Below are 13,138 nucleotides of genomic sequence, written 5' to 3' on the forward strand. Positions count from 1 at the left end.
CGCGCGCAGCGGACGAAGCGGAGCTTTCCGCCTCGCGCGCGATGTCCTTCGATGGGTACGTGCTCACCTGCCGCCTTCCGTTCGCTTTCTTCGAGCAAGAGTATACGCGATGCCCGCCTACCAAGCCTCCAGGCGCTCGACGACGGCGGCTATCTGAGCCTCGGGCGTGCTCGCCCCCGCGGTGACGCCCACGCTCTCGCAGCCCTCGAACCAGGCGGGATCCAGCTCGTCGGGCGCTTCCACGTGATGCGTGCGCGGGCACGCGGCCGCGCAGATCTCGGCCAGGCGCGTCGTGTTCGACGAGTTGCGCCCGCCGATCACCACGATGGCGTCCACCTCGTCCGCAAGCGCTGCGGCTGCTTCCTGCCGCTGACGCGTGGCGAAGCAGATAGTGTTCTTGACCTGCGGTTCGATGCCGCGCGCAACAAGCGCGTCCACCACGGCGTCAAGCGACTCGCGCGTCTGCGTGGTCTGCACGACGATGCCGACGGGAGCCGGAAGGCCATCCGGCAGATCGGCGGGCTCGGTGACCACGGCCACCTGGCCGCCCGCCTCGCGCGCACAGGCAACCAGCCCTTCCACCTCGGGATGCCCCGCCTCGCCCACCACCACCACGCGCCCGCACTGCCGCGCGAGCTCCGCAGCCGCCTTTTGAGCGCGCGCCACATGCGGGCACGTAGCGTCGATGATGGGCAGCCCGCGCTCCTCCACGCTGCGGCGCACGCCCGGCGTCACGCCGTGGCTGCGGATGATGACCGACCCGTGATCCACCGCGTCAGCGCTCTCGACCGCGCGTATGCCGCGATCGGCCAGTTCGCCCACCACCTGCGGATTGTGGATGAGCGGCCCGAGCGTAGAGGCGCCCTCGGTGCGCTCGGCCGCCTCGAGCGCCATGTCGAGCGCCCGCTGCACGCCGTAGCAGGCGCCCGCGTGCTTGGCCTTCACCACCCTCATGCGCATGCTCCTTCCGCAGGTGCTTCCTTGGAAGCGCGGCGTTCCTTGGCGGCCTTCTTCTCCCTGATAGCGGCCACCAGCTCCTCGGTCGTGTGCCGCGCCACGCGATGCTCGGCGAACGCCGCCGTGAAATCGCGGCCCTCCGGGAACAGCGCCAGCATGTCCACCTGATCGGCCGGCACGTTCAGCGACAGCGCGAAGCACTCGCGCATCGCGTACCAGGTGCAGCCGTCCAAGCGGTCTTCTTTCGGAAGAAAGTCGAAATCGCTCACCAGCAAAGGATCCCCGTACTCGATGGTCACCTTGGGGAAGCGGAAGAACTTCCCCTTCTCCTTGATATGCTCGGCGTTGCGCACGGTCATGGGCAGGATGGGCGCATGACCCATCTTCGCGATGAACGCCGCCCCCGAATGGATCTCGGGCGTGCGATCGCTTTTGCCCCGGCGCGTTCCCTCGGGAAGAATGCCCACGATCTCGTCGTTTTTCAGCATGCGGGTCGCGCGCTTGATGGCCGTTCTATCGGCAGAATCGCGCTTGATGGGAAACGCGCCCACGCGCGACAGGATATGGCCCGCCAGGCCGTGCGCGTTGCCGAACAGGTTCTCGCGCCCCAAGAAGCGTATCCACTGGGAAGGGCGCGAAGACAGGTACATGAACACCACGTCCAGAAACGACGTATGGTTCGCCACCACCACCACGCCGCTTTCGCCGTCGAAGCCCCGCAGGCTTTGCCGGTTGTCCACGCGGTAGCGGAAGCAGATCTTGAACACGAAGGCCAAGAACCCGTAGATGACGTTGCCGACCAGGCGCGGAGCCTGCTTCTCGTCGGAAGCGCCGCCGTAGGGCATATCCCAGATCTTCTCGTAAGGCAGAATCAGGCTCATGCGCGCTCGCCTTCGCCGCCGTTCGCGCCCCTCTGACGGGCAAGCGCGCAGATCTCGTCGATCACGTCTTCGATGTAGTGCCCGGTCGAATCCAAATGCACGGCATCGTCTGCAGGCCGCAACGGCGACGTGGCGCGCGAGGAGTCCAGCTCGTCGCGTCGGCGAATGTCGGCAAGCACCTCGTCGAAGTCGATGGAGCCTACGGCACGGTCGACGTTTTGACGAACCCGACGATGGGCCCGCTCTTCAGCCGAAGCGGTCAGGAACACCTTGACCGGGGCCTCCGGGAACACCGTGGTGCCTATGTCGCGCCCCTCCACCACGTAGTCGCCCGCACGGCCGATGCGCTGCTGCTGCTTCACCAAAGCCGCACGGACGGTCGGCGCAGCGGAGACAGGGCTCACGGCGCGGTCGATCTCGGCGGTTCGGATGGCGTCGGTTACGTCGACGCCGCCGATGGAGACGCGGCGCGGAACCGGCTCGCCCGCCTCGTGAGCAAACGCGATGTCGTAGGTGCGCGCAAGGCTCCCCAGCGCGTCGCAGTCGTCGAGCGCCACGCCGTCTTGCAGGGCGCGCCATGCAACGGCTCGGTACATCGCACCGGTGTCCAGGCAGGAAAAGCCCAGTTCGCGCGCAACAGCTTTCGCAACAGTAGATTTACCGGCCCCGCTCGGGCCGTCAATGGCGATGATCATCGTGCCAACCTTTCGATATCGGACAGAAATTGAGGATAGCTGATCTTCACGGAATCGAAGCTCGCCACGCTCACGGACGAACCGCCTGTCAGGCCGACGAGCGCCCACGTCATAGCCAGACGATGGTCGCCCTTCGAGTCGAAGGACGCCGCATCCGGCACGACCAGATCCGGCTGCCCCTCGATGAACAGGTCGTTGCCTTCGACCCACGTGTCCACGCCCAAAGAGGACAGGCCTTCCACCACGGCCTCCAGGCGATCGGTCTCCTTCACGCGCAGCTCCCCCACTTCGCGAAACACCGTGACGCCGCGCGCATGCGCCGCCACGAGCGACAGCACGGGAATCTCGTCGACGATGGACGCGATCTTGTCGGCGGGAACCTCGCAGCCTCGCAGGTTCGGCGTGTAATCGACGGAAACGGTCCCGTAGGGCTCCTTGCCCGCAGATCCCGTGCGACGCAGGTTCACGCACGCGCCCATGCGCTCGAGCGTGCGGGTGAAGCCGATGCGCGCCGGGTTCAGGCTGACGTTCTCGATCTGCACGGAGCTGCCGGGCTTGAGCGCCGCGGCGCACGCGAGGAACGCAGCGGACGAAGGATCGCCCGGAACCTGCACTTCGCAAGCCTTGAGCGCGGCGGGCCCCGTGACGCTGGCCGTTCGATCCGCAGCCGTGGTGTCTACGCCGAACTCCGGGAGCATGAGCTCGGTGTGGTTGCGCGAAGGCGCGGGTTCGTTCACGGTGGTGGTGCCGCGCGCGTACACGCCGGCAAGCAGCACTGCGGTCTTCAGCTGGGCCGACGCCATAGGGGCATCGTAGACAAGAGGATGCAGGCCGCGCGTTCCGCACACGACGAGCGGCAGCGTTTCGCGGCCTTCGGGCTGAAAGCGAACCCCCATCTTCATGAGCGGCGCGGTGATGCGGCGCATGGGGCGCTTCACCAGGGACTCGTCGCCGGTCAGCTCCACGCGCACGTCCCACGGGGCGAGCACGCCCATGAGCAGGCGCGCCGTGGTGCCGGAGTTCCCGCAATCGATGGGACCCTCGGGTTGGGACGGCCCCTTCGCTCCCCAGCCCTCCACCACGCCAGCCAGGCTTTTGTCGGGCTGCAGCTCAAGCTCTACCCGCGCGCCCAGCTGGCGCACCGCCGCCATGGACGAGCGCACGTCCTCGGAATCAAGAACGCCGGTCAGCTTCGAGACGCCCTCGGCCATAGCCGCGAACAGCACCGCTCGATGCGAGATGGACTTGTCGCCCGGCACGGTGGCCTTGCCCCGCAACGGCGCGCGCAGAGGCTCGATGATGGTCGCTGCTGATTCAATCGACATGTATATGCTCCTTTGCCGCCAGAGGACTGAACGAAACCGAAAAACCCGCGTTGATGAGCTGCGCAGACAGCTGGCCGACGTCGCCTTCGTCGGTCAGCACCAAGCTGAGCACGGCGCTGTCCTCGGTGACGTGGTCTATCTCGATGGACTGGATGTTGCAACCGACCGAGCTGGTGACGGTGGTCACCTCGGCCACCACGCCCGTGCGGTTCTCCATGGGAATGCGAACCTCGAGCAAACGCTCGGTCGAAGGCACCCAGGCAACGGGCAGGGCCCGGCGAGCTTCCGCTGCGGAGGCAAGAAGATCCGTCAGCTGCGCGCGATTCCCCGATTCGAGCGCGCCGGAAAACGACGCGATGATCTCCTGCATCTCCGACAGCCCGTCGACGAGCGCGTCCTTGTTGTCGAACGCGATGCCGCACCACAGCTCCGGCGAGCCGGCAGCGATGCGCGTCGAGTCCTTGAACCCGCCCGCGGCCAGCCGCATAAGGGCCTGCTGGTCATCCGCATGACGACTCGCCAGCTGCATGAGCGACGAGGCGACGATATGCGGAACATGGCTCACCACTGCAACCGCCTCGTCATGATCTTCGCGCGGCAGCACGATAACGCGCGCGCCCAGCGAGGTGATCAGCTCGTGCAGACGCGGAAAGTGCTCGGCGGGCGTGTTCGCATCGGGGCACAGAATCCAGTGAGCGCCCTTGAACAGGTCCGCCCGCGCTCCTTCGATGCCGTTTTTCTCCGAACCCGCCATAGGATGGCCGGGAACGTAGTTTTCAGGATGGGCAAGATGCGCGCAGGCAAGCTCCACGATACGGCTCTTCGTGGACGCGGTGTCGGTGACGATGCCTTGAAAATCCCATGCAGCCAGGTCTTTCAGGTAGGCTTCGACCGCTCCTACCGGCGTAGCCAGAACCACCAGGTCGCAACCTTCGTCCACGAACCGCCGAAACGCAGGATCGGCCGGAAGCGCGCCCTCGGTCGCCCAGCCGCGCTCGAGGGCCTGCGCAAGCGTGCGCTGGTCGACGTCGACCGCGAGCACCCGCGCATCGGGGTGCGCGGAGCGAAACGCCGCGGCGAAGGACGCGCCCACCAGGCCGAAGCCCACGACCGCAACGCGATCGAACCCCGGCTCCGCGATATGGTCAACTTGTTGATGTGACATGAAACGGAAACACTCTCCCTGTTGCAAACATATTGACGTGCGCCGACAGACAATGCCGACGTGCGTATTCTAGCATTATCGGCCGAAGGATCGGCCGCCCGCGCCGCGCGTCGCTACGAACCGTCCTCCACGGCTCGCTTCAAAGCCGCAACCTCTTCGGGCGAAAGCATCCGCCACGAGCCGCGTTCGAGGTCGCCCAGTTCAAGCGGGCCGAACGAATCGCGATGAAGTGCCAGCACTGGATGGCCGATTGCAGCCAGCATACGCTTCACCTGGCGCTTTCTTCCCTCGCGAAGAACCACGCGAACGATGGAGCGGCACGCCGCGCGCTGCTTGCACTCGACGGCGTACTCGCGCGACGCCCGGGCGGGCACGGCCGGAGGCGCTTCGAGAACGCGCTCGGCGCGGCGAGCCGCCGGACCTTCCACAAGGCGGGCGTCGGCAGGGGCCGTAAGCCCGTCGTCAAGTTCCACCCCGCGGCGCAAGCGCGCAAGGTCGCGTTCGGCGGGCCGGCCCTCGACGCATGCCAGGTAGCGCTTCGCCACATGATGCTTGGGATGCAACAGGCCGTTGCCCAGGTCGCCGTCGGTCGAGAACAGTAGCAAGCCCGTGGTGTCGGCGTCGAGCCGCCCGATGGGGAACAGCCCCGGATACCGATCGACGGGGACGAGCTGCGCCACGGTGGGACGCCCCTGCGGATCGGACATGGTCGTCACGAATCCCGCCGGCTTGTGCAACATGACGGTCACGGGGCCGTCGGCCAGCCGAACCGCCACCCCGTCCACGGCAACCTGGTCCACAAGCGGATCCACCTTGCTGCCCAACTCGGTCACCACCTGGCCGTTCACCGTCACACGACCGGCCGTCATAAGGTTCTCAGATCCACGGCGGCTTGCAGCCCCCGCTCGCGCAAGGAACTTCTGCAAGCGCATGGGGACGACGCGGGGTGCTTCGTTGGTTTCTTCGGTCACAGATCCTCCAGGGTCGACGAGGGCTTCCGCCGTTCGACAGAACGGCGGACCCGCTTACTCGTCATCGGTTTCAAACGTCAGCTCGTCAAAGTCTATTTTCTCCACCAGGCCGAAGCCGGAAGCCATAGCCTCGGCCAGCATGCGCTGGGCGGCGTCCGACGCAGCCTCCTCGCGCGGGCTCTCGGCCACGATGACGCCGTCTTCGTCGTCGAGGTCGAACTGCACGCCCGCCAAGGGGTCGACTTCGTCCGGCCCCTCCCCCGCGGGCGCTTCCGCAGCTTGCGCGATGCGCACGTCGTCGCGCGTAGCGGACAATCGCTCGCGAATGAACGCGCGCGTATCGTCGTCGGGCGCGAACTGGTCCAGATCGGGCAGGTCGGCCACCGAGCGCAGACCGAACTTCTCCAGGAAGGCGCGCGTGGTCGCGTACAGCGTGGGGTTCCCGGGCGCGTCGGCCACGCCCGCCTCGCGCACCAAGCCCTTCTCCACCAGCGAGTTGATGGAGCTGTCCGAGTTGACGCCGCGCACGCTGGCAACCCCGCTGCGCGTTACCGGCTGCAGGTACGCCACAATGGAAAGCGTTTCCATGGCAGCCTGGGAAAGCTTGCGGGTATCCCATGACAGCACGTACCTCTCGATCAGCTCGTGGTACGCGGGGTGCGTGTACAAACGCCATCCGCCGGCGACCTCGCGCAGCTGGATGCCGCGGTCCTCCCGCTCCAGCTGATCGCGCAGCTCCACGAGCGCACGCTCGACCTCGCCCGGTGCAACCTCCAGCATGTCGGCCAGGGCAAGCGTGCCCACCGGCTCGTCGGTTACGAAGAGCATGGCTTCGATAGCGCCTTTGATCTGACCTTCCTGCAAACCTTGGAACATGTCAACCTTCCTCGACCGACGTAAGGGCGTCCTCGCCTTCCAGCGAAAGATCGCCGGACCCTTCGATGTAGCGGATGTCGATGTCGCCGAACAGCTCGGCCTGCTCGATCTTCACCATGGCGCGCTTGTACAGCTCGAGCACCGCCAAGAACGTGACCACCACCACGGGCGTGGGCGTTTGCGCGTTGACCAGCTCCGAAAAGCGGATCTCCTTCTTGTTGCGGATGCGCTGATGAATGGCGCGCACGTGCACCTCGACGGGAATGGGCTTTGCTGCAATATGCTCCGATTCCAGCAGAAACACGTCGCGCCGAGCAAGCGCGCGCGCCGCCAAAAGCGCCAGCCCGTCGAGCGTGACGTCCTTCAGGTAGTCGGGCATGAGGTTCAAGAAGCACGCGTCGGGACCGAAGGGACGCGCATGCATGCGGCCTTCCGCCACGAACCGCATGTGCAGCGCGCTCGCGGCGTTCTTGTACTGCTTGTACGCCAAAAGCCGCTCGACCAGAATGTCGCGAGCCTCGCTGGGCGCAAGCTCCTCCAGCTCCTCTTGCACCGCATCGCGCTCGCGCGGCAGCAGGCTTTCGGCTTTGATTTCCAAAAGCGTAGACGCCACCAGAAGAAAGTCGCTCGCAACGTCCAGGTCAAGGTTGTCCATCCGGGACACTTCGGCCAGATACTGGTCGGCGATCTGGGTGATGGAGATGGCTCCGATGTCCACTTTCTGGCGGCTGACCAAATGCAGCAGCAAGTCGAACGGCCCCTCGAAGCTGTCTATGCGAACCTTGTACGCCATGCGCGGCCCCGCCTACCTGAACGGATACAGCAGGTTGAACACGTTTCCAGCCGTCGCGTCCAGATAGATGCCGATGGGATTGAAATGCAGAATGTACGGCACCAGGATAACGGCGATCATGAAGATGGGGAACGCGTACTGCTGCACCTTGTAGTACCGCGGCAAATACTTGGCCGGAAGCAGGAACGCGAAGATGGACGATCCGTCCAGCGGCGGAATGGGCAGCAAGTTGAAGAACATAAGATACAGGTTGATCAGCGAGAACATGGGCAAGAACAAGGTGAAGAAGTAGTAGAACACCATGCTTTGAGCCAGCTGGGCAACCGGCAGGACGAACAGGATAACCGCGTACACCGCCGCGCCCAGAACAGCCAGCGCCAAGTTTGCAGCAGGGCCAGCCAAGCCCACGATGAGGTCGCCCTTGCGAGGATCTTTGAAGTACGCCGGGTTGTACGGCACCGGCTTCGCGTAGCCGAACACCGGCATGTTCATGGCCATGAGCATGAGCGGCATGATGACCGTGCCGAAAGGATCCACGTGCTTGAGCGGGTTGAACGAAAGCCGTCCGGCTCGCTTGGCGGTAGGATCGCCCAACTTGTAGGCGGCAAAACCGTGGCACGCTTCGTGGCAAACGATGGCGGGCACGAAGCTCAAGATGGAACATATAAGGTAAGGCAGCGATATAGACATAATGCTGATCAGTCTACCGCAAGCACTCGGCCCGCCCGCCCCAAGAGGGAAAACTTCATAAACTCGCAGCGACGAGGAATCTCGTGGAATCTCGAGGAATCTCGAAGAGCGTCGAAAGGGGTCGAGCGAGGATTTTTTTGGGCGCGAATCGGGGCCTGCGACACTTTCGCGAGCGCGCGAAGCCGCCGATCGGCCTCATCCCAAAACGCGACCATGCCTTTTGCCGACAAGGCGCTGCCGAAACCTGCATTCGGCAGCCTGTTCGCTGCCACAAGGGGATGCGACAGTTTTCCTGGAGAGTCCATGCGCCAAAAAACCCGAGGCGCTACCGCAACCTGCCCGCGAAGGGCTCGAAAATGGCAGAGATTCCGAGGTTTGCGGCTTTTGGCTCGTGACGTCGCGCACGAAAAGGGAAGATGAAATCTGCGACCAGGCATTATACGATCACTTGTTCGCTATAAATGGAATCTCTCGCGTTCAGGAGCCACAAACCTCCCAATCTCTGCCAAAAAGCGTACGTCCGCTGTCAACCTGCACCGCGTGCAGGCCAATCCTGCACGCGAAAAAGGGGCCGCGACTCAACCGCGGCCCCTTCGGGTTCATCGAGCAATGCGCAAGAGACTACGCGTTGTCGGCTTCGAACTGCTTCATGAAGGCGACGAGCGCCTCCACGCCCTCGCGAGGCATGGCGTTGTAGATGCTCGCGCGCATGCCGCCGACGCTGCGGTGGCCCTTGATGCTCTCGATGCCGGCCTTCTTGGCTTCGGCCACAAACTTGGCGTCCAGCTCGTCGTTACCGGTCACGAACGGCACGTTCATGATGGAACGGTCCTCCTTGCGCGCCGTGCCGCTGAAGAGCGCGCTCTGATCCAGGTAATCGTAAAGGAGCTGCGCCTTCTCCACGTTGCGCTCCTTCATGGCCTCCAGGCCGCCCTGGGCCTTCAGCCACTTGAACACCTTCCCGCACATATAGATGCCGTAGCACGGCGGCGTGTTGTACAGGCTCTTCGCGTCAGCGTGCGTGTCGTAGCGCAGCATGGTGGGCGTTCCGGGGAACACGTCGTCGCTGATCAGGTCTTCACGGATGATGACGATGGTCACACCGGCCGGGCCGACGTTCTTCTGCACGCCGCCGTAGATCAAGCCGTAATCGGACACGTTGACGGGCTCGGACAGGAAGCACGAGGACACGTCGGCCACAAGCGGCTTTCCCTGCGTGTCGGGCAGCTCGTGGTACACGGTGCCGTAGATGGTCTCGTTCTGGCAGATGTAGACGTAGTCGGCGTCTTCGGAGATCTCGAGCTTCTTCACGTCGGGCACGTAGCTGAAGTTCTCGTCATCGCTGTTGGCGATGCAGCGCGCGTCGCCGTAGAGCTTCGCTTCCTTCCATGCCTTCTTCGACCAAGAGCCGCTTACCACGTAGTCGGCGACCTTGTTGCGCATCAGGTTCATGGGAATCATGGCGAACTGCGTGGACGCGCCGCCCTGCAGGAACAGCACGCGGTAGTTGTCGGGGATGCCCATGAGGTCGCGCAGATCCTGCTCGGCCGTTTCGATGATGGACGCGAACGGCTTGGAACGATGGCTCATCTCCATGACGGACATGCCGCTGCCCTGGTAGTCGAGCATTTCGGATGCCGCCTCGGCAAGCACTTCCTCCGGCAGAACCGCCGGACCGGCCGAGAAATTGTACACACGAGCCATGGGGACCTCCTTGACGTTCTTTCAGACAATGCGGCCCAGTATACACGCTCGCAGCGCGCACAGGCCGCTTTATCCCGCTAAAGCGGCGAATAGACTCCCGGACGGCAGGGGCGAATACGCTTCGGGCGCTTCAGGCCCGATGCCAAAGGGCAAGCTAGCCCAGCCCCGGATACCCTTGCTGGCGCAGGGCCTCGTAGGAGGCCACGGCTACGGCGTTGCTCAGGTTCAAGCTGCGCAGCCCCTCGCGCATGGGGATCCGAACGCAGCGGCTTGCGTAAGCCTCGATGAAGCGCAGGTCGAGCCCGCGGCTTTCGCGACCGAACACGAGAAAGGCGCCCTCGCCGTACGAAGCCTCGGCGAAGCTGCGGCGCGCCTGTCCCGTGAACAGATGCAGCTCGTCGTTTCCGTGCGCCTCGAAAAACGCATCGGCGCACGGCCAGCGCACGATGTCCACCTCGTCCCAGTAGTCGCATCCGGCACGCGACAGGTTCTTCTGCGTCAAGCGAAAGCCCATCGGCTCCACCAGGTGCAGGCGCGCGCCCACGCATGCGCACGTGCGGGCGATATTGCCGGTGTTCTGCGGGATCTCAGGCTCCACGAGCACGATGTTCAGCTGCTCGCTCACAGCGCCTCCGCCTGTTTCGCCATTTCCTCTTCCAACTCCTCGGTGAGCAGGAACCACTCCTCCTCGGCGGCGGCAAGGCGCTGCTTGAGCTTGGCGTGCTCGGCCACGGCGTCCGAGGAAGCGTCCTCGTTCACGTAGAAGCCCGGGTCGGCCATGAGCTCGAGCAGTTCGGCCATGCGCGCGTTGTCGCGCTCCATCTGCTTGTCCAACTCGGCTATGCGCTTGCGGTGGTTCTTGAGCGCGGCGTACGCGCGGTTGCGCGCCTCCGCCTCGCGGCGCTTCTGCTCCTTGGACTTCGGCGCGCTCGCGCGCGGCGCCGTAAGCTCGGTCTGCGCGACACCGGACGCGGAACCCGCCTTGTCCGGCCGATGCTCGGCGCCGGACGCCGCATGAGAGCCGCCCTTTCCCTTCTGAGCGCCCTTCCCTCGCGGCGCGTCCTCGCCCATCACCTCGTCGACCAGCGAACGGTCCTCTGGCGCCGGGCCGTCCAACTGACCGCTCTTGAACAGGTAGTAGTCGTAGTCGCCGTCGTAGCTCGTCACCTTGCCCGGCTCGATCTCCACGATGCGGTTCGCCACGCCCCGAATCAAGTGCCGGTCGTGGGTGATGAACAAGATGGTGCCCTCGAAGGTTTTCAGAGCTTGCTCCAGGATGTCGGCGCTGGCGATGTCCAGGTGGTTCGTCGGCTCGTCCAGACAGAGGAGCGGGCGCGGCGCCACCAGCATCTTCGCCAAAGCCAGGCGGCTCTTCTCGCCACCCGACAGCACGCTCACCTTTTTATCCACCGCGTCGCCCGTGAACAGGAACGCGCCGAGCAGCGTGCGAACCTGCGATATCGACCAGCCCGGAGCCACGTGGTCGAGCTCTTCGAACACCGTGTTGCCGGGATGCAGCTCGTCAAGCTGGTGCTGGGCGTAATAGGTTTTGGAAACGTGAACGCCGTAGTCGATGCTGCCCGTATCGGGACTGGTGGCCCCCGCGATCATCTTCAGCAACGTCGACTTGCCCGCGCCGTTGGGTCCCACCAGGGCAATCTTGTCGCCCCGGTACATGGTGAAGTCGAAGCCGTCGTAAACGGTCTTGCTGCCGTAGCGCTTCACGAGGCCGCGAGCGCGCACCACCTCGTCGCCCGTGCGCGGCGGCTGCTTGAAGTTGAACTTGACGGTCTTCTTCTCTTCGGGAAGTTCGATGCGCTTGATCTTCTCAAGCTTCTTGACGCGATCCTGCACCTGCTTGGCCTTGGTGGGCTTGTAGCGGAACTTCTCGATGAACGCCTCCATGTGGGCGATCTCCTCGGCCTGCTTCGCCGCCTCGGCGCGCAGGCGCTCGAGCCGCTCTTCGCGCGACTTGAGGTAGGCGGAGTAGTTGCCCTTGTAGATGTTCACCTGCCCGTTGTCCACTTCGGCAACGCGATCGACCATGTTGTCCATGAACGCGCGGTCGTGGCTGACCACGACGACGGTCCCGGCGTAGCCGCGCAGAAAACCCTCTAGCCACTTGACGCTCTCCAGGTCAAGGTGGTTGGTGGGCTCGTCGAGCAGCAGCACCTCGGGGTTGCGGATGAGCAGCTTCGCCAACGCGATGCGCATCTGCCAACCGCCGGAGAACTCGGTGGTGGAGCGAGCAAGATCCGCCTCTTTGAAGCCCAGGCCGAAAAGCACGCTGCGCACTTTCGCCTCGATGGTGTAGCCGCCCAGCACCTCGTAGGCATCGCGGGCGCGCCCGGCGGCCGCCAGCTGCTGATCGGTCGGATTGTCGCCCAGCTCGGCCTCCAGCTTGTGCAGCCGGCGCTCCGCTTCGAGCACTTCCACCTGCGAGGACATGACCTCTTCGAAAATGGAGCGATCCTCCATCTCGATGGCCTCCTGCTCCAGGTAGCCGACGCGCGCACCCTTCGCAAACAAAACGCGCCCCTCGTCGGCGTCCTCCTGACCGGAGACGATGTTCAAAAGCGTGGTCTTGCCCGCCCCGTTCGGGCCGACAAGCGCCAAGCGCTCGTATTCCTCCAAGCGAAACGTCACGTCATGGAAAAGCTGACGCCCCCCGAACGATTTCGATATGTGCTCAAGCTGCATGATCATAATGCGAACGCGCCTTCGGTTCTCGTGCTGGCAAAAAACGGCGCGCGCTCATCGCGGACGCCAACCGTCTATGATAACCGAAGATGCCGTTTACGGCGATGCGCTTCCTGGATAGCGAGCCAACGCCTATACTGAAGCCGAACGAAACCACGTCGACAAGGAGGACGATCGCCATGACCATGAACCCCAACACGCGCGTGTCGGACATCCATGCCGACGAGAAGTCGCTCATTCTCCGTCGGGCCGAAACCGCCACGATCGGCTCGCTTTTCGCCGCAGCCTTCATCATCGTGGTCACGTTCATCGCCCGCACGTTCTACGAATAACCTCGAGCGAAGAGCCGACCAGGCCCAAACGTCAGGATCCCTTGCCTAA

13 protein-coding genes are annotated in these 13,138 nt (G+C 64.4%); 1 reads left to right on the top strand and 12 read right to left on the bottom strand.

What is annotated here, in order from left to right; genetic code table 11:
* Positions 1 to 117: 117 nt before the first annotated feature.
* From ispH to LQE90_RS01640, 12 genes are all read right to left on the bottom strand, one after another.
* The gene (gene ispH, locus LQE90_RS01585) at positions 118 to 954 is read right to left on the bottom strand and encodes a 4-hydroxy-3-methylbut-2-enyl diphosphate reductase (protein ID WP_216528609.1); all 837 of its coding nucleotides are present in this window, start codon (positions 952 to 954) and stop codon (positions 118 to 120) included.
* A complete protein-coding gene (locus tag LQE90_RS01590; RefSeq protein ID WP_114565844.1) occupies positions 951 to 1,838 on the bottom strand; it encodes a lysophospholipid acyltransferase family protein in 888 nt (295 codons plus the stop codon). Before LQE90_RS01590 ends, ispH begins: the two co-directional genes overlap by 4 nt.
* Positions 1,835 to 2,533, bottom strand: a complete 699-nt coding sequence (cmk, locus tag LQE90_RS01595; RefSeq protein WP_216528610.1) for a (d)CMP kinase — start codon at positions 2,531 to 2,533, stop codon at positions 1,835 to 1,837. Before cmk ends, LQE90_RS01590 begins: the two co-directional genes overlap by 4 nt.
* Positions 2,530 to 3,858, bottom strand: coding sequence for a 3-phosphoshikimate 1-carboxyvinyltransferase (gene aroA / locus LQE90_RS01600; RefSeq protein WP_216528611.1), 1,329 nt, complete (start codon positions 3,856 to 3,858; stop codon positions 2,530 to 2,532). Before aroA ends, cmk begins: the two co-directional genes overlap by 4 nt.
* Positions 3,848 to 5,023 (bottom strand): prephenate dehydrogenase, encoded by a 1,176-nt coding sequence (locus LQE90_RS01605; RefSeq protein WP_114565847.1) that lies wholly within the window; start codon positions 5,021 to 5,023, stop codon positions 3,848 to 3,850. The genes aroA and LQE90_RS01605 overlap by 11 nt, the downstream gene beginning before the upstream one ends.
* A gap of 113 nt (positions 5,024 to 5,136) precedes the next feature.
* Positions 5,137 to 5,955, bottom strand: coding sequence for a pseudouridine synthase (locus LQE90_RS01610; protein WP_216528695.1), 819 nt, complete (start codon positions 5,953 to 5,955; stop codon positions 5,137 to 5,139).
* A 93-nt stretch (positions 5,956 to 6,048) separates the two neighbouring features.
* Complete coding sequence (scpB, locus tag LQE90_RS01615; RefSeq protein ID WP_216528612.1) at positions 6,049 to 6,870, bottom strand: SMC-Scp complex subunit ScpB; 822 nt, start codon at positions 6,868 to 6,870, stop codon at positions 6,049 to 6,051.
* Position 6,871: 1 nt separating this feature from the next.
* Entirely contained in the window at positions 6,872 to 7,663 is a 792-nt protein-coding gene (locus tag LQE90_RS01620) for a segregation and condensation protein A (protein ID WP_123191428.1), read from the bottom strand.
* Positions 7,664 to 7,675: 12 nt separating this feature from the next.
* Positions 7,676 to 8,353: a site-2 protease family protein gene (locus tag LQE90_RS01625; protein ID WP_114565850.1), complete on the bottom strand. Its 678-nt coding sequence runs from the start codon at positions 8,351 to 8,353 to the stop codon at positions 7,676 to 7,678.
* 621 nt (positions 8,354 to 8,974) lie between these two features.
* Positions 8,975 to 10,057 carry a 3-phosphoserine/phosphohydroxythreonine transaminase gene (serC, locus tag LQE90_RS01630; RefSeq protein ID WP_114565852.1) on the bottom strand — a complete coding sequence of 361 codons (1,083 nt, stop codon included), beginning with the start codon at positions 10,055 to 10,057 and terminating at the stop codon, positions 8,975 to 8,977.
* Between the two features lie 154 nt (positions 10,058 to 10,211).
* Entirely contained in the window at positions 10,212 to 10,682 is a 471-nt protein-coding gene (locus LQE90_RS01635) for a tRNA (cytidine(34)-2'-O)-methyltransferase (protein ID WP_216528613.1), read from the bottom strand.
* The gene (locus tag LQE90_RS01640) at positions 10,679 to 12,763 is read right to left on the bottom strand and encodes an ABC-F family ATP-binding cassette domain-containing protein (RefSeq protein ID WP_216528614.1); all 2,085 of its coding nucleotides are present in this window, start codon (positions 12,761 to 12,763) and stop codon (positions 10,679 to 10,681) included. The genes LQE90_RS01635 and LQE90_RS01640 overlap by 4 nt, the downstream gene beginning before the upstream one ends.
* Before the next feature lie 173 nt (positions 12,764 to 12,936).
* On the opposite strand from LQE90_RS01640, the gene LQE90_RS01645 reads away from it, so the two are divergent.
* Positions 12,937 to 13,089: a hypothetical protein gene (locus LQE90_RS01645; protein WP_181792503.1), complete on the top strand. Its 153-nt coding sequence runs from the start codon at positions 12,937 to 12,939 to the stop codon at positions 13,087 to 13,089.
* Positions 13,090 to 13,138 lie beyond the last annotated feature (49 nt).

The organism is Paraeggerthella hominis (genome assembly GCF_021044775.1).
Taxonomy (GTDB): Bacteria; Actinomycetota; Coriobacteriia; order Coriobacteriales; family Eggerthellaceae; genus Paraeggerthella; species Paraeggerthella hominis.

Bases quoted from the DNA above. Each gene is read 5' to 3' on its own strand.
- ispH (WP_216528609.1), bottom strand. From the start codon at position 954: ATGAGGGTGGTGAAGGCCAAGCACGCGGGCGCCTGCTACGGCGTGCAG.
- LQE90_RS01590 (WP_114565844.1), bottom strand. From the start codon at position 1,838: ATGAGCCTGATTCTGCCTTACGAGAAGATCTGGGATATGCCCTACGGC.
- cmk (WP_216528610.1), bottom strand. From the start codon at position 2,533: ATGATCATCGCCATTGACGGCCCGAGCGGGGCCGGTAAATCTACTGTT.
- aroA (WP_216528611.1), bottom strand. From the start codon at position 3,858: ATGTCGATTGAATCAGCAGCGACCATCATCGAGCCTCTGCGCGCGCCG.
- LQE90_RS01605 (WP_114565847.1), bottom strand. From the start codon at position 5,023: ATGTCACATCAACAAGTTGACCATATCGCGGAGCCGGGGTTCGATCGC.
- LQE90_RS01610 (WP_216528695.1), bottom strand. From the start codon at position 5,955: ATGCGCTTGCAGAAGTTCCTTGCGCGAGCGGGGGCTGCAAGCCGCCGT.
- scpB (WP_216528612.1), bottom strand. From the start codon at position 6,870: ATGTTCCAAGGTTTGCAGGAAGGTCAGATCAAAGGCGCTATCGAAGCC.
- LQE90_RS01620 (WP_123191428.1), bottom strand. From the start codon at position 7,663: ATGGCGTACAAGGTTCGCATAGACAGCTTCGAGGGGCCGTTCGACTTG.
- LQE90_RS01625 (WP_114565850.1), bottom strand. From the start codon at position 8,353: ATGTCTATATCGCTGCCTTACCTTATATGTTCCATCTTGAGCTTCGTG.
- serC (WP_114565852.1), bottom strand. From the start codon at position 10,057: ATGGCTCGTGTGTACAATTTCTCGGCCGGTCCGGCGGTTCTGCCGGAG.
- LQE90_RS01640 (WP_216528614.1), bottom strand. From the start codon at position 12,763: ATGATCATGCAGCTTGAGCACATATCGAAATCGTTCGGGGGGCGTCAG.
- LQE90_RS01645 (WP_181792503.1), top strand. From the start codon at position 12,937: ATGACCATGAACCCCAACACGCGCGTGTCGGACATCCATGCCGACGAG.